Annotated in this window: 12 protein-coding genes; 5 read left to right on the top strand and 7 right to left on the bottom strand. The window is 33.3% G+C overall.

What is annotated here, in order from left to right:
- Positions 1 to 19 precede the first annotated feature (19 nt).
- A complete protein-coding gene (locus HY951_15335) occupies positions 20 to 643 on the bottom strand; it encodes a hypothetical protein (protein MBI5541437.1) in 624 nt (207 codons plus the stop codon).
- A 200-nt stretch (positions 644 to 843) separates the two neighbouring features.
- Here HY951_15335 and HY951_15330 point away from each other — a divergent pair, with 200 nt between their 5' ends.
- The 4 genes from HY951_15330 to HY951_15315 all read left to right on the top strand — a co-directional run bounded on the left by HY951_15330 (position 844) and on the right by HY951_15315 (position 6,983).
- Positions 844 to 2,886, top strand: coding sequence for a glycoside hydrolase family 97 protein (locus HY951_15330; protein MBI5541436.1), 2,043 nt, complete (start codon positions 844 to 846; stop codon positions 2,884 to 2,886).
- A gap of 95 nt (positions 2,887 to 2,981) precedes the next feature.
- The gene (locus tag HY951_15325; GenBank protein MBI5541435.1) at positions 2,982 to 3,434 is read left to right on the top strand and encodes a dCMP deaminase family protein; all 453 of its coding nucleotides are present in this window, start codon (positions 2,982 to 2,984) and stop codon (positions 3,432 to 3,434) included.
- Positions 3,435 to 3,439: 5 nt separating this feature from the next.
- Positions 3,440 to 5,041 (top strand): S41 family peptidase, encoded by a 1,602-nt coding sequence (locus HY951_15320; protein ID MBI5541434.1) that lies wholly within the window; start codon positions 3,440 to 3,442, stop codon positions 5,039 to 5,041.
- 133 nt (positions 5,042 to 5,174) lie between these two features.
- Positions 5,175 to 6,983, top strand: coding sequence for a T9SS type A sorting domain-containing protein (locus HY951_15315; GenBank protein MBI5541433.1), 1,809 nt, complete (start codon positions 5,175 to 5,177; stop codon positions 6,981 to 6,983).
- 82 nt (positions 6,984 to 7,065) lie between these two features.
- On the opposite strand, the gene HY951_15310 is transcribed toward HY951_15315, so the two are convergent.
- Together HY951_15310 and HY951_15305 are read right to left on the bottom strand one after the other, a co-directional pair.
- Positions 7,066 to 7,638 (bottom strand): PepSY-associated TM helix domain-containing protein, encoded by a 573-nt coding sequence (locus HY951_15310; protein MBI5541432.1) that lies wholly within the window; start codon positions 7,636 to 7,638, stop codon positions 7,066 to 7,068.
- A 71-nt stretch (positions 7,639 to 7,709) separates the two neighbouring features.
- The gene (locus tag HY951_15305; GenBank protein ID MBI5541431.1) at positions 7,710 to 8,312 is read right to left on the bottom strand and encodes a hypothetical protein; all 603 of its coding nucleotides are present in this window, start codon (positions 8,310 to 8,312) and stop codon (positions 7,710 to 7,712) included.
- Positions 8,313 to 8,787: 475 nt separating this feature from the next.
- Here HY951_15305 and HY951_15300 point away from each other — a divergent pair, with 475 nt between their 5' ends.
- Entirely contained in the window at positions 8,788 to 9,468 is a 681-nt protein-coding gene (locus HY951_15300) for a zinc metallopeptidase (GenBank protein ID MBI5541430.1), read from the top strand.
- A 1-nt stretch (position 9,469) separates the two neighbouring features.
- Here the strand turns inward: HY951_15300 and HY951_15295 are convergent, their stop codons facing one another.
- From HY951_15295 to HY951_15280, 4 genes are all read right to left on the bottom strand, one after another.
- Positions 9,470 to 10,657: an amidohydrolase family protein gene (locus tag HY951_15295; protein ID MBI5541429.1), complete on the bottom strand. Its 1,188-nt coding sequence runs from the start codon at positions 10,655 to 10,657 to the stop codon at positions 9,470 to 9,472.
- Positions 10,658 to 10,665: 8 nt separating this feature from the next.
- Positions 10,666 to 11,028, bottom strand: a complete 363-nt coding sequence (locus HY951_15290) for a DUF4296 domain-containing protein (protein MBI5541428.1) — start codon at positions 11,026 to 11,028, stop codon at positions 10,666 to 10,668.
- Position 11,029: 1 nt separating this feature from the next.
- Complete coding sequence (locus tag HY951_15285; protein MBI5541427.1) at positions 11,030 to 11,950, bottom strand: type IX secretion system membrane protein PorP/SprF; 921 nt, start codon at positions 11,948 to 11,950, stop codon at positions 11,030 to 11,032.
- Position 11,951: 1 nt separating this feature from the next.
- The coding region (locus tag HY951_15280; protein ID MBI5541426.1) for a gliding motility-associated C-terminal domain-containing protein at positions 11,952 to 19,140 on the bottom strand (7,189 nt) is incomplete at its 5' end.

Raw genomic sequence — 19,140 nt, 5'->3', positions numbered from 1 at the left:
ATATTTATTATTAATGAATTCAACCAAATGGACGAATTGGTAAATTGTATTCCTCCTTCTTATTTTCGACTTTTTTTAGAATATACTTTTTTTCTGTAATGCTTTTTCCGGTATCCCAAAATGTTTTAATTAGAACATTAATTGTGTCGGGGTTTGTAGTGTTACCTATATAATACCTTTGATAAGCACTAACAACACTAAAATAATTTAAATCTGCCGGCAGGTTTTTTTCTTTTTTTAATTTTGAAATTATCTCGGGAATATTTAAAATGGTAGAACTGTCTTTAAAATAAGTAACGTGGTCGTCTAATACTGTAGTTATATTATAACAGATAGTATCTGCCAACTTTATTTGTTTATTGTTAACAAAAACTTCAAATCTTAAATTTGGTGGGTAATATTGGTGTTGACCAATAAAGACTAATTTGACTGAAATAGGTGCAGCTTTTTCTTTATCTACAATTATGGAGTCGGTTCCTAAGTCGAGTTTAAGCCTAAAATCATTTGCTTTAAAAGGAACTTCTGTTACTTTATTCTGAATATTCTCCTGATCTTCATAATAATAAATATATTCCTTAGGCTCACAGCTCGTAAAATTTAAAATAAACATGCACATACAAATAAGAATAATAATATTTTTCATTGCCTGTTTTTTTAATAAATACTTTAAATAATTTTTTTAATGTGAAAATCTACTTGTAAGATTTTTAAGAATCGCAAATACAATTATAAAAATAAATAAATAATTACATATAACCAAATTTTAAGTTTGTTTTGAAATAAGGGATGTATTAATAAAAAATAAAATTTTGCAGAATAAGATAGAAAAGCTATTTTCACAGAATGAGAATAATTAAAAATATTTTAACTAGAAGTTATTTAATAAGCACTTTAGTATTATTAATTTCAAGTAAAATTATTGCAAGAGAATTTACACAATCAGTTTATTCCCCTTCAAAAGTTTTAGAATCTAAATTTATTCTTAGGCAAGATGGAACGGCTTATTGGAATCTTTTATTTAATGGAGATACAATAATAAAAAATTCTTCACTTGGGTTTGTGTTAAAGGGAAACGATAGTTTAATGAGATTTAGGTTAATTAAATGTAAAACAAATTATTTTAACGAATACTGGAAACCTGTATGGGGGCAGTCGTCAATAATAAAAAACGAATATAATGAAATTAAAATTGAACTTAAAGAGATTTCTAATAGTAGGTTGTTAAATATTTTTTTCAGGGTTTATAATGATGGTTTTGCATTCAGATATGAGATTCCGGTTCAGTCATCTCTTAAGGATTTTGTTATAACATCTGAAGAGAGCAGAATTTGTTTTAAAGGAAAATACGATTGTTGGTGGAGTTGGGCTGATTATAACACATTGGAAAAATTGTTTTATCATACCCCTTTAGATAGCGCAACCCATGTTGCTACACCTTTTACAATAAGGAGATCAGATAATATTTATTTGTCGGTTCATGAAGCTGATATTGATAATTATTCAACAATGACTTTGAAAAGAGAAAAAGATGAGGATCAAAAATATAAAGTAAATTTAGTCCCATGGGCAGATGGAGACCTTGTTAAAACATGTACTCCAATGCTTTCACCGTGGCGTGCAATAATTGTAACAAATAAACCCGGTGGCTTGATCGAATCAAATCTCATATTGAATTTAAATGACTCTTCAGAATTTACAGATTTTTCGTGGATTAAACCTATGACTTATTTGGGAATATGGTGGGAAATGCACTTAGGGATTTCACAATGGTATATGGGGGATAAACATGGTGCAACAATTGAAAATGCAAAACGATATATAGATTTTGCTGCAAAACATAATGTAAAAGGAGTACTCATAGAAGGTTGGAATACTGGCTGGGAAAATTGGGGTAAAAGCGATGCATTCGATTTTGTAACACCTTACAAAGATTTCGATATTGTGGAAGTTGTTAAATATGCAAAATCTAAAGGCGTCGAAATAATAGGTCATCACGAAACAGGTGGTGATACAAAATCTTACGAAAGGCATATTGAAGAGGCGTTTGCTTTATATCAGAAGCTGGGTGTAAATGTTGTAAAGACAGGATATGCCGGTCCTGTTGTACCCGTTGGTGAAAATCATCACGGACAATGTATGGTTCAGCATTACAATAAAGTAATGGAATTAGCAGCAAAATATAAATTAATGCTTGATGTACATGAGCCGATTATACTTTCTGGTTTAAGCCGAACATTCCCAAATTTAATGACTGCAGAAGGTGTTCGTGGTATGGAGTGGAATGCCTGGAGCGAAGGTAATCCACCATCACATACCTGTATTTTGCCTTTTACCAGAGGAATTGCCGGTCCTATGGATTATACTCCGGGAATTTTTGATATAGATTTATCAAAACATGCATCAGAAAGAAAAAAATGGAATTCTTTAGACAATGGAAATACTTCTGTTCATAGTACAATAACAAATCAACTTGCATTAATGCTGGTGCTTTATAGTCCGCTTCAGATGGCATCAGATTTACCTGAAAATTACGATGGAAATAAGGCATTTTCTTTTATAAAAGACTTGCCAACTACATGGGATGAAACAAAAGTAATAGAAGCATCTATCGGAGAATATATAATTATTGCCCGAAGGAAAGCCAACGATTGGTATATCGGAGCTATAACAAATGAAGAAAAACGGGAACTAAATATTTCATTTTCATTTCTGGAAAATAACAAATTATACAAAGCAGTAATATATGAAGATGGAGAAGATGCACATTATGAAAAAAATCCGGAATCGATGGTGATATCAGAATCTAAAATACGTGCAATGGATTCACTTTCTTTTAAACTTGCTTGTGGTGGTGGATTATGCATGAAGATACGGTTATTAAATTAGCAAAATATTCTAAATTTAAAGATATTTAATATTTTACTTTGATAGTTAAGATATAAAAACCTAAAAATGGAGGGTTTTTTTATTAATTTTGTTGCATGAATAAGTTGAAAGAAACTCTTAAAGCTGATGATAAGCAGTTAGTTCTGGATAAGCGATATCTTCAGATGGCCAATATATGGGCTGAGAACAGTTATTGTATTCGTAGAAAAGTTGGTGCGCTGATAGTTAGAGATAAAATGATTATCTCAGACGGTTATAATGGTACTCCGTCTGGTTTTGAAAATAAATGTGAAGACCAAAATAATGTAACGTATCCTTATGTCTTACATGCTGAAGCTAACGCTATTACAAAAGTTGCTAAGTCTAATAATAGCAGTCAGGGAGCAACTTTATATATAACAACTTCACCATGTGTTGAATGTTCAAAATTAATAATTCAGTCAGGTATTTCAAGAGTAGTATTTAGCGAAAAATATCATAATGTAGAGGGGTTGGAACTCCTTACCAAAGCAAAAGTGGAGATTATTCATATTCCTTTTGAAGAATAGAAATTATGTCGATTAAAAATAAACGCCTTTATATATATCTGCCAATTATTCTGAGTGTTATGTTTGCGGGTGGTATGCTAGCCGGACATTATTTACCTGGTGGCAAAGCTGTTTTTATTCATAACATGCCTATAACTAATAAGCTGGATGCAATTTTAGGTTATATTCAGGAAGAATATGTTGACTCAGTTTCAAAAGATGACTTGGTTGAATTGTCAATTCCTGCAATTTTAGAAAACCTTGATCCCCATTCAGTGTATATTCCTGCATCAGAATTTAACGAAATAAATGATCCTTTGGAGGGTGAATTTGATGGAATCGGAGTTGAGTTTAATATTCAGAAAGACACAATAATTGTAGTAAATACAATTGCTGGGGGTCCTTCGGAACGAAGAGGTATTATTGGTGGCGATAGAATAGTAAAAATTAACGATACCTTAGTTGCCGGTGTTAAAATTTCAAATTCTGATGTTATGAAGAAATTGAAAGGAAAAAAGGGAACAAAAGTTAAAATCTCAGTAAAAAGAAATAACACTAAAAACTTAATCCCTTTCGAGATTACACGCGATAAAATTCCATTGGTAAGTGTAGACGCATCGTTTATGGTAAAGAATGATATAGGGTATATTAAAGTAAGTAAATTTGCAAGAACTACAACTAACGAATTTCATAATGCTGTGGATGCTCTGAAAGCAAAAGGGATGAAAAAAATAATTGTTGATTTACGTGGAAATGGTGGTGGATATCTTGATGCAGCAACAAATCTTGCGGATGAATTTTTAAAAGAAGGAAGTCTTATTGTTTATACTAAAGGAAGGACTAAACCAAAACAAAATACTTTTGCAACTTCATATGGAAATTGCCATGATGAAAAAGTAGTTGTATTAATTGATGAATGGTCAGCTTCGGCAAGTGAAATTTTTGCAGGTGCAATACAGGATAATGACAGAGGGACAATAATTGGCCGAAGATCTTTTGGAAAAGGTTTAGTGCAGGAACCTGTCTTTTTTAATGATGGTTCGTCGTTGAGGTTAACTGTTGCAAGATATTATACACCAACAGGAAGGTGTATTCAACGGTCGTATAATCATGGTACAATGAATTACTTTGAAGAAATTACAGATAGATATTATAATGGCGAATTAGAGTTTGCAGATAGCATTAAATTATTTGATTCATTAAAATTTAAAACTCCTGCAGGAAAAATAGTTTATGGTGGTGGTGGTATTATGCCGGATATTTTTGTTCCCAATGACACTACTGATATTACGAACTATTTTAAGGAGGCTGTTACTCTTGCATTAATTTATCGCTTTGCTTTTGATTATACAGATGATAACAGAAAGTTTTTAAAAACATTTTCTAAATGGCAGCAACTTGATGAGCATTTAAATAAAATTGATGTGTTAAAACTGTTTATTGAGTTTGCAGAAAGAAATGGTTTAGTTGAAAATAAGCTAGAAATCAACAAATCAAATGAGTTGTTAAGAGCTCATATTAAGGCGTATATAATAAGAAATATATTTGATGATAAAGGTTTTTATCCGGTAGCCTTAAGTATTGATAATGTTTATAAATCTGCAATTGAATATTTAGAGAAAAATTAGAAAATATGTTTTTGGGCATAAAGCTTATTTTTTAATCAAAATCTTAATGCAACCTTATATAAAAGATGGAGTCTATTTCGAAATTTTATTTAATTTTGAAACAAATTTTATGTTTAACCAAAAAAAAGTAATTATGAAAAAAATCTACACTTTATTGCTTGCGGTTTTAGTAGCAGGCGGCGCATTTGCTCAAACAATGCAGGTTCATAGTTTTCAGAAAATGGCAGATCCTTCTATTACATCAAAAAATGCTGTAAAGCCTGCTGTATCAAATGTTCTTTCTCAGTCAAAAGACATTAATGCTACATTAAGTCAGAACTTTGATATTATCTCTTTCCCACCAGCTTCATGGGCAGTAACTAGCTCATCAGCTGCTACAGCATGGTATAACAGCGGTAACGCAACAGTTGTTGCTTATGAATCTGCTGCAACACCAACAGGTCACTTTGCATATTTTGATTGTTTTAATTTACCAAATAATGCATCTGGTACTTTAGTAACTCCGGTTTTACATCCAACCGCAGCTAGTAATACTTTATCATATAAAGTAAATTTATACTTATTAAATACAAGTTATTTAATGACAGGTGCAAAATTGTATATTGAATTTTCTACTGATGGTGGTACCACATGGACAACAAGTACAACTAACGTTCTTGCAACTTTACCAAATTATAACGTAACAAGTTCAGGTTGGGTAACACAAACCGCTAGTTTAGCTGCTTACAATGGCGGAACAGTTAAAGTAAGATTCAGAGGCGTATCTGATTACGGCGGAATGGGTCTTGGTATTGATGACGTAACTGGTCCAGAAGCTGATGTTGTTTCATCAGTTAATGATATTCAAGTGTTAGGTACTTATGCTGATTTTGGTGGTTCAGGATACTATATGGTTACTCCTTTAACTCAGGCAACTGATGCAAATCTTTGTGGAGCTGTTGTAAACGCTGGTTCAGCTGCTCAAACAAACGTAACTTTACATGCTGAAGATGCTGTTAATGCTATTACAGGTACAACTGTTATTGCTTCACAACCATCTGGACAAACTGATACAATGGTATATGTTGCAACTTTAGACAATGCAAATGCTAAAAACTACGGTTTTAAAATGTATGCAACACAAACACAAACTGATGAAGTTCCTGCAAACAATGCTGGCGATTCAATTTATTTCAGTACAGATCCATCTATGTATGCTAGAACAATGAATTATAATACTTATTTAACTTCTTATAGTTATGCAGCTAGTGGTGCTCCTGCAATTACAGGTATGGAATATGGCTGTAATTATTTATTTATGAATGATGATAAAGTTGATACAATGTTTGTATTCCTTTACGGTGCAAATGGTACAGGAACAATTACTGGAAAATTATATAACGTTGATTTAACAACAGGTGCTCGTACAGTTGTTGCTCAAACAGCTCCTTACACACCAGGTGCAGCTCCAGAAGTAGCAACACTTCCATTAACTTCATTCTATAATGTTACAGCTCCTGCTTATTTAACAGCAACAATTCAAATGAATTTAAATGTAACAACAGCTCCTCGCGATACTATCAAAATTTTAGCTGATGGTAACTTCCCTGGAGATGCTGCTATGGCTGATATTATTTATATTAAAGTTGGAACAACATGGGGATGGTATACAACAAACTCAGTTCCTGTTGTTGGTTTAGTTATTGACAGACCAACCGGAGTTTCAAATGCTACTCTTTTATCAAAAGATGTATTTGTATATCCAAATCCTGTTAGTAATACTCTTTATGTAATGAATAAAACAGCTAAATCTGTTGAAATTTATAATTTAGCAGGTCAGGTTGTAGCTTCTTACAGCAACCAAAATGTTATTGATGTTACATCATTAGCAAAAGGTGAATATCTTGTAAAAGTTGTTACAGATAGTAAAGTAATTACTGAGAAAATTAATATCGTTCACTAAGATATAATTTATAAAATGAAAAATCCCCATGCATTTGCTTGGGGATTTTTTTTTGCAATAATATGTGTTTAAATATGTAATTCTACAATAAGAATATTGCTAAAATAGGTATAATAAGACCAGCTAAAACAAACCAGATACCTCTTCTTAATAAACTGTTTTGTCCTTGACTAATAATTAATAATCCTGAAATGGCAATTAATATTAAAGCTCCGGCATAAATATCAGAAAACCAAACCCACCATTTACCTGGATTATAATGTAAAAAATTAAACTCATAAAAAAACGGACGCTTTTTTAGAGTCTCAATATATCCAGTTTTTGTGTCAAGATTAATTGTTGCCGAGCTGGTATTTTTCAGAAATATTCTTAGCTCATTTTCTGAAGGGAAATAAAACTTCTTATAGTTTTCTTCTTCACCCAAAGTTTTTAAAACTCCTAAAACAAAAGCCTCGTCAATATATTCTTTTGGTAACAGATGTTCAACTTTAAAATTCTTTTGCGTTATGTTATAGTTGGGGTTCCAGTTTGCTTTATGATTTATTGCTATTCCGGAAATGCAATAAATAACTGTAATACCAAAAAAGAAATATCCAAAATCGCGATGAATGATTCGGTTCCACTTTCTGAAAATTTTTGTGCCGTTACTTGTCATAATTTAAAATTAGATTAAAAAAAGGTCAATACTTTCGCATTGACCTCTTAAATTGTAAAAAGTTTAAAAACTTATTTTTTAATTTCTTTTATTGTCAAACAATCAATAGCATATACTGCAATATAAGTTTTTCCGCTTTCTGCTAGTTTTTGTCGCATTGCTTTTACGTCAGCATAAGGATCAGCAACAGCATTACTATCTGCTTTTTCTTCTGTGGCTTTTCCCTGACCGTTTAATGCTTTACCATCAGCTGTACAAACTTTAATAGATCCGTCATCAACAGCAGTTTTTATCTCATTTTCCCAGTCATTTAAATATTTCTCATCAATTCTGGCATCTTCAATAACTTTTCCTGTTATTTCAACATCGCTACCCTCAAGTGCTACGTCAAAAGAAGATGACTCACCACCAGCATTAACTTTTACAGTATTGTTAGCATCTGTGCCAAATAAAAAAAGCTTTTTGCCACTATGTCTGCAAACATGAGAAACTGTTCCAGTAATTGTTATGTCATTAAAAGCCCATTTTTCAGGCGTTGCTAAAAATGAATCAACGGTTGCAATTTCAGAAGCTAGGCTATCTTTTCCATCACTTTCTTTATTTTCTGTATTTCCACAGGAAAAAGAAAAAGAACTTATTGCAATTATTGCAAAAATGTAAAATAATTTCTTCATAAGATATAATTTGTTTTTTCTACAAAATTAAAGATATAATTGAAATAATACAGAAAATTTGTAAAAACCTTATTATACATTAAAAACATGCTCTGTAACATGATTGCAATAAACTAAGGCAACCTTTAGTTTTCATAATAAGTCTTTATTGTAAACCTAACAACAAAAGTTATGAATTCAATATTTGTTAGAAAAGTTATTTTGCCCTCAGCAATTATTGTAATTTCAACTGTGATGGCATATTTGCTAATAACTATGTTTTCAAACATGTTATAAGGCAGATTTATTAGGCAACCATTTCGTGTTTATATTGTCTTATTATTACAGCCAGATATTTTCACAAGTTTTTAAAGTAAAAAGACCGTACTTAAAATTAAGTCGGTCTTTTTTATTTTATTTAAGTATTATGACATTTAGTCATAAAAAAATATTGGCAAATAGTTTGGGATAGAGGGTAAGATTAAAATAAATTATTATGCCTTCAATTTGGATTATTTTTGGTGTTTTTATGCTTATCAGCTTTTTAGTTGGTTTACAGCTTAAAACAAAATTTAAAAATTATTCTCAAATTCCTATAAACAATAATTTAAGTGGAAAGGAAGTTGCAGAAAGAATGTTAAGAGAAAGTGGAGTACTTGATGTAAAGGTGATTTCAGTGCCAGGATCATTAACTGATCATTATAACCCACTTGAAAAAACTGTTAATCTGAGCCCCGAAGTATATAATGGACGTAATGTTGCGGCTGCAGCAGTTGCTGCACACGAATGTGGTCACGCCATACAGCATGCTGATTCTTATTCTTTTTTAAAAATGAGAACTGCGTTAGTTCCAGTTGTAAGTTTCTCTTCAAAATGGGTTCAGTGGATTCTTTTAGGTGGGGTATTAGCGTTAGAGAGTTTCCCATATCTCCTTTTAGGTGGAATTGTTTTATTTGGATTAACAACTCTGTTTAGTTTTATTACTCTTCCGGTAGAAATTAATGCAAGTAGCCGTGCCCTTGTTTGGTTAACAAATAGCGGAATTACAAATTCTGTAACTTATCCAAAAGCAAAAGATGCTTTAAAATGGGCTGCTTATACATATGTTGTTGCTGCATTAGCCTCTTTGGCAACATTATTATATTATATATCAATTTTTAGTGGGAGAAGGGATTAATCTAAGCAATTACTTTAATTTCTGTGCTTGTTGTTAATTTTAAGTTTTGTAAATCCATATTAAAAATTAAGTTAACACCAGGCTTCTTGCCTTTTTCGAAACTTCCAAGTTTATCATCAAATTTTAAAGCTTTTGCACCATTTATAGTACTCCATTGTAAAAGTTGTTCAAGTTTTAATTGAGGATAATTAGTTTGAAGGGTTGTAATTTCCTCAATAATAGAAAGCGAGTTATTGCTTGCAAGACTGTCAGTTCCAATACAAATTTTATCTGAGTCTGCCAAGAATAGCGAAATGTCAGGTAGTTTGTTACTGATAAACAGATTTGATTTTGGACAAAAAACCCAGAAATGTTTTGCAAAGTGTTTTTGAGCAAGTGAAATATCTTCTTTTTTTGTAAATACATTGTGAATAAGTAAAATATTGTTTTGTGTTGGTAGAAATGGTAATAAACTCTCCAGTGAACTTTTATTAGTAATTGGAAATGTGTTATTATTAAGTCCAATATTTTCTAGAATCTTTGATAAACTATTCGGTTTATTAGCAAAAATCTCTGATTCTTCTTTTGATTCCTGATTGTGAAATGAAATTACAGAACCTGTTAATTCTGCATTTTCTTTTACTTTTTTTAATAATGGTACAGATAACGAATAAGAAGCATGAGGGGAAATGGAATATTTTCCAGCGTTTTCTTCAAGCACTTTGTTAGCAATCTCTTTTGCACTGGATATAATATTTTCAGCATCATTTTCATTAAGCCCCAGTACTTCAATAAATGTGTAATAATTAATTTTACTCTTTGCTTTAACTTTAAAACTCTTTTCGGTATTTGAAATATCACCACAAGCTACTATTCCATTTTCTTTCATTTGCCTGTCGGCAATAATAATAGATTGTTCGGAATCTGAATTTGTGAATTTTCTTTTTTCAATCATTTGCTTTACAAATCCTGCAATGTTTTCAGATTTATCCAGCATTTTATGCATGTTTGAAAGCTCGAGGTGACAGTGTGCATTTACAAAACCAGGGCAAAGAATGCCATTATAATGTTCAAGGGTTGCTATTTCTTTGAGTTCTCCTTGGGTGTCAATTACGTCGATTACAAACCCATTACTATCTATTACAATTATTCCATTTTTTATAAAGTTACCTGTACTTGTAAAAATATACGAAGCAGAAATTTTTCGCATTTATGAGATTATTTTTTTACAGTAGTATCCTGACTCATAATATTAGCCTGCATTACATTTAATAGTTCAATTACTTTGTCATAAACTATTTTAAATTGAGCTGTGTCGCAACTTAAATAGTTTAGATTTTCTTCAAAAATAGAATCGTTGATATTATGTTTTAATAGAATTGCAGAATAAAATTTCTCAGAATTTATTTTTTTAGGGTTATTTTGAAATTTTTGTGAGAATACCATTGCATCAGCAACGTGCATTTCAGCTATTATTTGAATCATTGAATCCTGAGGGATTACAACTGATGGCGCCTTTAGGTTATTAGTGCAATTTGTTAATAATAAAGTTACAGCAATAAGAAAATAAAGAAATCGCATGTTATTCAATTTTAGCTCTGGATTGAGATTGTTTATATTTATTAAATCTAATACCAATCATTAGTTCGTGAGTACCTGAGCTATATTTCTTAAGGTTGGTTGTTGTTATATCATATGAATAACCAAACAGTAAAAGATCATTGTAGTTGTACCCAACCATTACAGATAGCGCGTCTTTAGTTCTACCTGAAAATCCCAACCAAACCATTTTCTTATATGTTACTTTAGCATTTAGCTCTGCTTGAATTGGAGCAGGAGAAACAAATTTAATTAGTAACGAAGGTTCAATATCAAAGTCAGAATTAATTTGATACAAATATGAACCTGAAAGCATAATATGACTTTTAATTTTATTTATTCCAAGTTCTTCTACTTCTTTAAATTTTATATTGTTATTCATCAACTGATTAAATGCTAACCCAACAGTATATTTTGAGGAATAAAGGTATAAACCTAAACTAGCATCTGGCATATAATCAACGTACATTCCATTTGATAAAGTTTGATCATTTTGGTCATGAAGAATAATTTTAGAGCCATCTATTTTGTATTGAAGCAGACCAAAACTTAATCCTGAAGAGAATCTTAGATCCTCTTTAATTTTTACATTATATGCATAGCTTCCGTAAAGACCAGTACGAGATGTAGGACCTGTAACATCGTTAAAAATAACTGCTCCAAAACCCATGTTCTTACTTTTGTGTGGTCCGTAAACACTAAGAATATATGTTCTTGGAGCATCTGTTATACCAATCCATTGGTATCTGTTGTTAGACTTTGCCTGATAGTAATCTTTAGTTCCTGCAACTGCAGGATTAAATGCGTAATCATTAAACATATATTGACTATACATTGGCAATTGTTGCGAATAACTTAAATTAGCAATAACAACAAAGAATAATATATAAATAATCTTTTTCATATTATCTCATTATAGTTATTGGTCCTGTTAATGGTTTTGTGTCAAATTCATCATGTAAATTTATAATATAATAATATGTTCCGGTTGGTAATGCTTTTCCTTTAAAAGTTCCATCCCAACGTTCACTGTCAGGGTATCCCTTAGAATAAAACAATTTTTCACCCCAACGGTTATAAATTTCAACTTCACAATCCGGGAATCTATCAATAAAATCAATCATCCAGACATCATTTGAGCCATCACCGTTTGGAGTTATTCCTGTTGGAACAATAATTTTTGGAATAACAGTTATAGTAACGGAATCAGATTCTACGCATCCATTTAAATTTGTTGCAAAGACATAATAGGTTGTTGTTACTAATGGCGTTGCAATTGTTGTAGCATTTACAGAGTCAGTTAGCCATAATGTCGGATTCCAAAGATAAGATAATGGAGTTTCTGGTGATGTTGCAGTAAGTGTTGCGCTGTGATCAGAAAGTATTGTTTGGTCTGGTCCAGCGTCTAGAATAATTTGAGGGTAAACCTGAATGGTTACAGAATCAATATCAAAGCAGATACTGTCCCAAACAGTGAAGTAATATGTTGTAGTTTGAAGTGGGTTTGCCCATGGATTAAATAAGCTTGAATCATTTAAGCCTGTTGATGGAGACCATGAATATATTCCGCCGCCAAACCCGAATATTTGAACAGAGTCGCCGTAACAAATAGTAGAATCCCATCTTGCGGTTGCATTAACTATAATACTTGCACCTATAGTTGCAGAATCAATTTTTATACAACCAAGCGAATCGGTTATGGTTAACCAATAGTTGCCTGCCAATAATCCTGTAATATTTTGTGTGGTACTATCATTTGACCATAGGAAGGAATATTGAGGAACTCCACCACTTACTATTACGTTAATAACCCCATCAGTTGCGTTGTTATTGCAAAGTGCACTTACTGGTGTAACAATTGTTGTAATTACAGGTGGACTTATTAGGTTATATGTTAAACTATCCTGACAGTTATGTGAATCAGAGATGTTTAATTGCTGTATACCTGCACATAAATTAGATGCAATAGTATCAATAGAACTATTATTCCACAGATAGGTATAAGGTGATGTTCCACCAAATACATTAACTGTTAATGAACCATTACAAACTGAAGCACAAGTTATGGAACTGCTATCGACAATTGAAATATAAATACTGTCAGGTTGAGTTATATTTATCAATTTAACACGTGAGCATAAATTAAAATCACTTACAGTAACAATGTATGTTCCAGCAATTAATGTTGAGTATGTATCTGTTCCATCACCGGTAAAACCGTTTGGATCCCAGTCATAAGAATAAGTTGGTGTTCCACCCGATGCTGTTACTTTAGCCCATCCATCATTTCTTCCATAACATGATACTAGCATAGAATCAACAGAAACAACCATTTGAGAAGTGTCTGTAAGTTCAAAGCTGGAAATTTGTGAACAACCAATAGCATCTGTAACTGTAATAAAATATAAATTAGCTTTTAAGGAATCAATCATTGCTGTTGTTGCGTTATGTGCATTTGCATCCCATTGATAGTTATATAATGGTATACCACCTATAACTACAGCAGTAACAGATCCGGTTGAATCACCACCGCAATTTACCTGAACAATGTTGTCAAAAGTGATGACGATTGAATCGGGTTCAGTGAAATTAATGGAGTCAATAACAAAGCATCCACCCTGTCCTGTTACTGTAACATGAAATTCTCCACCACATAAATTAATAGCAAGCGAATCTGTTTGCCCGTCAGACCATAAATAGGTATATGGTCCTAATGAACCTGAAGGAGAAGTTAACAAACTTCCCGTACACACTCCATGGCATTGAATTGGAGTTATGACAGTTATATTTGCCATCATACTGCCTGGATCAACTATAGTAACACTATCATTAAACTGACAGTTGTTGAAGTCAGTTACTGTATAATAATAGGTGCCTGGGCAAAGACCTGTTGCAATTGAATCTGTTTCACCAGCAATTGACCATTGATATGTAATGTATGGTGGTGTTCCACCTGAAGGAATCAAACTTATAGATGCATTACATAATCCTGAACAACTAATTGGGATTATGGAATCTGATACAGTTAAAGCAGCTGCATTTGTTATAACAACTGAATCAATTCTCGAACATAAATTCGCATCATAAACAGTAACATAATATGTTCCTTGGCAAAGATTTATAACAGTGTCAATTGTTGTTGGTACTGAATCGTCCCAAATGTAAGTGTAAGGAGGTGTTGCCCCAGAGGCAGACACCACAGCGCTACCGTCACAAGCACCGGAACATGTAACGTGATTTGTATCTGAAATAAAAATTGAAAGAGTAGAATTATCTGTAATTGTAACAGTGCCAACTATTGTACATCCATGTGTGTCTGTAGCTGTAACAGAATAAATATCTCCGCATAGATTTATTGCTGTTGAATCTGTTTGACCTCCAGTGTTAGCACTCCAAGTGTAAGTGTAAGGAGCAGAACCTCCAATTACAGCAGCTGTTGCTGTTCCTGTACAGTTTCCAGGACCACAAGCAATTTGTGTTATATTATTAAAACTGATTTGTAATGTATCAGGTTCTCCGAGTGTAATAGTTGCAATTGTTGAGCAAAGATTAGCATCTTTAACTGTTACATCGTATATGCCGGCGCAAAGGTCATATAATGTGTCATTTGTTAATGTGTTATTCCATGTGTAAGTATAAGGTGGTGTTCCGCCAATTACATTTGCTAAAATTGAACCATTGCAATCACTATGGCAAGCAATAGAATCAACAATAGTGATGTTTGCAGATATAGCAGGAGGGGCAATTATAGTGACAGAGTCAACAACAGTACAGTTGTTAGCGTCACTAACAGTTACATGGTAAACGTTCGGGCATAAATTAATAATAGTATCATTAATCTGTGAAGGAATTGCATCCCATAAATAACTATACGAACCTGTTCCTCCATATGGAAATACAATTGCAGAACCGTCACAAAGTGTAGAACATGTTATCGGAATTAAACCCGTTGAGTCAGCTAACAATGGAGGGTCTATTAAATCAACTTGTAAGATTCTAGAACAAAGACTATCATCACTAACAGTTATAAAGTAACTTCCTGAACAAAGTGCATTGTCAAATGGCTGGTTATTTAAAATATCATTACTCCATGTATAAGTATAAAATGGAGAAATAAGATTTGGATATCCACCTGAAGCGATAACTGTAATATCTCCATTACAATTTCCATTACATAAAGGATTTGTTGATGAAACCAAACTAAGTGATAAATTAGATGTGTCTATTATTGTTACGCTATCAATTGCAGTACATAAATTAAAATCAGTTATTGTAACAGTAAATGTTCCAGCGCAAAGACTATCTGCAACAGTTGTAATTTGATTATAACCATTTGTGTTTGCTTCCCAGAAGTAAGTATAAGGTCCTGTTCCTCCTCCTGCAAGTACTGTTGCTGTTCCTGAGCAGTTGCCATGACAACCAACCTGACTGGAATCTGTAATAACTGCTGTTACAGCCTGAGGTTGATTTAAAGTTTGTGTAACAACTATAGAGCAGCCGTTGAAATCTGTAATTGTAACAAAGTATGTTCCGGCGCAAAGACTATCAGCTGCTTGTGTAGTTTCTGTAATATTTGGAGACCATATATAAGTGAAAGGAGCTACACCGCCAGAATGATTAGTAGTTAGTATGCCATTACAAGAACCTGAGCATGTAATATTTTGAGTTATGTCTAGTGTTCCGGTTAATTGTGGTGGATTTGTTATTGTTACAGTTTGTGGTGCAACAATACATGAATTAATATCTGAAACTGTAACATTGCAAATTCCGTCACATAATCCAGTTGCTGTTTGTGTGTTTTGACCGTTACACCACTGATATGAATACGGTAAAGTTCCACCAATTACTGTCGCAGTAGCAGTTCCATTGCAATCTCCGAAACAAACAGGATCTGTAATAGTTGTTGAAAAACTCAGTGGTTGTGGTTCTACCATACTTACAATAAGTTGATCACTACAAAGATTAATGTCTGTTACTGTAACAATATAATCACCGTCACATAAGTTAGTTCCGGTTCCCCCTCCAGGCCATGAAATTATATAAGGCGGAGTACCTCCAGAAGCTAATAATGTTGCTGAGCCATTACAATCTCCAAAACAAAGTGGGTTAGTTGATGTAATTAAACTTAATTCAAGATCAGAAGGGTCTGTAATTTCAAAATTATTAGTATCAGTACATCCAAAATTATCAGTAACTGTAACAAAATAAAAACCTGCACATAAATTGTTTATTGTTGCAGTAGAACCAACATTAGGATTCCAGGTATATGTATACGAAGTGCCACCTCCTGTTGCATCTACTGTTAATGATCCTGTACATGTATTACCACAAGCAACATTAGTAAATGCAGGGAAAGAAGTAGAAACTGAATATGAATTAATAATATCAATTGTATCAGTTGCGGTACATCCATTGACTTCTGTTACCGTAACAATATATTGCCCAGCGCATAAATTTGAAATTGTTTGTGTTACTTGTCCATTAGACCATGCATATGTTATAGGTGCAAAACCACCAGAAATATTAGCAGTAATTGAGCCATTACAAACTCCGTTACACGAAGGGTTAGATACAGTGAAAGAGTCAATATTAAGATTTACATCAGTGATAGTAACACATGTTGTTGCCGTACAACCAATAAAATCAGTAATGGTTACACAATAATTTCCAGAACAAATATCAGTTACTGCTGGAGTTGTTGCTCCATTTGACCAATAATACGTATAAGGAGCCTGACCGCCATTTGCAGTAACAGTAGCAGATCCGTTACAGTAATTTGTGGGATACGTTGATGGGTCATAATTTATTTGCCATGAGAAAATATAACCATTGTCCTGACCCATATTATCTGTTACTGTAATCGTCCAATTGCCATTTATTGGGCAGCCAATTAGATTCGTAAATGCTTCATCAGGTGTATATGTTCCTGCTGGTAGGTAAAACCTGTTATTGTGAATATTTGAAGCATTATCTGTATAAGTATAAGTAAAAGTGTTTGAAGTTGCTCCCATTGTACCAAACATCGCACCAGAGCCTACAAAACAATAATCGTAACCTACACCTTGAATTACAATATGGCTGCTATCATCAGGATAATTATATGAAACAGGTTCTCCAATATAGGTTCCTCCGCCACTAAATGCTGTTTTCAGAATCTGTGACTGATTATTTGGACAAGTAATTTTAATTTCAAGATCACCAGCCCATGAATGCTCCATATTTAAACAAATAGATGAAATGTCATTTATGCTGTTAATAGTCGATCCTGCAGCAAAATCTGTTTGATTAATTGTAGTTGTATATGATGCTCCTGTACCATCAGGAAGAAAAGTTGTACCAGCAACAAGAGTTGGAAAACTCCCACAAGACATACTTGAGTCAGAAATTGATGCTGTAAATGATGATGGAGCATTTATTGTTGTGCTATTTGTTGTAGAACAACCATTAGAATCGGTTATAGTTACATTTATAAGACCCACACATAATCCTGTTGCTGTTTGAGTAGTTTGAGCTGGTGCCGGATTATCCCAAATATAAGTGTAAACTCCTGTACCTCCAGCCGGAGTCACAGTTGCAGTTCCACTACATACTCCGGTACAAATCGGATCTGTTTGGGAAATTGTAGAAGTTAAAACAGTTGGTTCTCCAATTGTTATTAATTGAGTTGTAGTACACCCTGGAACATCTCTTACTGTTACTGTATATGATCCAGCTAAAAGATTTGTAAAAGTGCTGTCGGTAGTATATCCAGTGCCGATATTATATTGATATGGCGGGCTTCCACCTGATGCATGAACTGTAAATGCTCCGGTACTTCCTCCAAAACAAAGTGCATCAGTAATATCTACTGAAACAACAGTAATATCAGGTGGTTGAATTATATCTATTGGTCCTAATACTTTTGAACATCCGTTAGGAATGTCATTTACAGTAACAGTGTAACTTCCTGCAATAAGTGAAGAATATGTAGCAGTTCCGTCTCCAACAGAGCCGTCAGGAGACCAGTCGTAAGTGTATACACCTGTTCCTCCGATTGCTGTAACTGTAATCCAACCATTACTTAAGCCAAAACAAGGAGCTATATTACCATGAATTTCACTTAATGTTATATCAGTAGGTTCTGTTATTGTAACACTAATTGTAGCTGAGCAAAGCGAAATATCTGAAACAGTTAAATTATAAACTCCGGCACATAAAGCAGAAATGTCTAAATTTGTTGAGCTGTATCCTAAAGGTCCTGTCCAATTATAAGTGTAAGGAGCTGTTCCACCTGAAACTTCAACATCAATCGAGCCGTCACAAAGACTATAACAAGTAGTGTTTATATGGGTTTCGCTTAAGGATAACATATTAGTTACAACATTAGTTGTAGCAGTTGAAGTACATCCATTGCCATTAGTAACTGTAATAGTATATATACCGGCCATTCCGGCTGTCGCTGATGCCGAAACTGTAGGGCTTTGTGTATTATTAGAATATGCTAATGGTCCACTCCATGAATATGAAGTCATTCCGTTAGGTCCACCTGTTAAAGTTAACGGTTGTCCGATACAAACAGGACTATTACTGGTGGCTGTAGCGACAGGTAATGCATTTACAGTTACGTTAGTTGAAGCTGTAGAAGTACAGCCATTCCCATTAGTTACCGTTATAGTATATATACCAGCCATTCCGGCTGTCGCTGAAGCAGAAACTGTCGGACTTTGTGTGTTGTTAGAATATGCTAATGGTCCACTCCATGAATATGTAGTCATTCCGTTAGGACCACCTGTTAAAGTTAGAGGTTGTCCGATACAAACAGGACTATTGCTTGTTGCTGTAGCAACAGGAACAGCATTAATTACAACATTAGTTGTAGCTGTAGAAGTACAGCCATTCCCATTAGTTACCGTTATAGTATATATACCAGCCATTCCTGCTGTAGCTGAAGCGGAAACTGTAGGACTTTGTGTGTTGTTAGAATATGCTAATGGTCCACTCCATGAATATGTAGTCATTCCGTTAGGTCCACCAGTAAGTGTTAAAGGTTTGCCAACGCAAACAGGACTATTACTAGTTGCAGTAGCTACTGGGTTTGCATTTATAGTTACATTT

The organism is Bacteroidia bacterium (genome assembly GCA_016218155.1).
Classification (GTDB): domain Bacteria; phylum Bacteroidota; class Bacteroidia; order Bacteroidales; family GWA2-32-17; genus GWA2-32-17.
Note: the sequence above shows the minus strand (reverse complement) of the source record. Positions and strands in the feature narration are given on the sequence as shown.

Coding starts and splice junctions, on each gene's coding strand:
- HY951_15325 (MBI5541435.1), top strand. CDS start 2,982: ATGAATAAGTTGAAAGAAACTCTTAAAGCTGATGATAAGCAGTTAGTT.
- HY951_15300 (MBI5541430.1), top strand. CDS start 8,788: ATGCCTTCAATTTGGATTATTTTTGGTGTTTTTATGCTTATCAGCTTT.
- HY951_15330 (MBI5541436.1), top strand. CDS start 844: ATGAGAATAATTAAAAATATTTTAACTAGAAGTTATTTAATAAGCACT.
- HY951_15320 (MBI5541434.1), top strand. CDS start 3,440: ATGTCGATTAAAAATAAACGCCTTTATATATATCTGCCAATTATTCTG.
- HY951_15290 (MBI5541428.1), bottom strand. CDS start 11,028: ATGCGATTTCTTTATTTTCTTATTGCTGTAACTTTATTATTAACAAAT.
- HY951_15295 (MBI5541429.1), bottom strand. CDS start 10,657: ATGCGAAAAATTTCTGCTTCGTATATTTTTACAAGTACAGGTAACTTT.
- HY951_15315 (MBI5541433.1), top strand. CDS start 5,175: ATGAAAAAAATCTACACTTTATTGCTTGCGGTTTTAGTAGCAGGCGGC.
- HY951_15285 (MBI5541427.1), bottom strand. CDS start 11,950: ATGAAAAAGATTATTTATATATTATTCTTTGTTGTTATTGCTAATTTA.
- HY951_15335 (MBI5541437.1), bottom strand. CDS start 643: ATGAAAAATATTATTATTCTTATTTGTATGTGCATGTTTATTTTAAAT.
- HY951_15310 (MBI5541432.1), bottom strand. CDS start 7,638: ATGACAAGTAACGGCACAAAAATTTTCAGAAAGTGGAACCGAATCATT.
- HY951_15305 (MBI5541431.1), bottom strand. CDS start 8,312: ATGAAGAAATTATTTTACATTTTTGCAATAATTGCAATAAGTTCTTTT.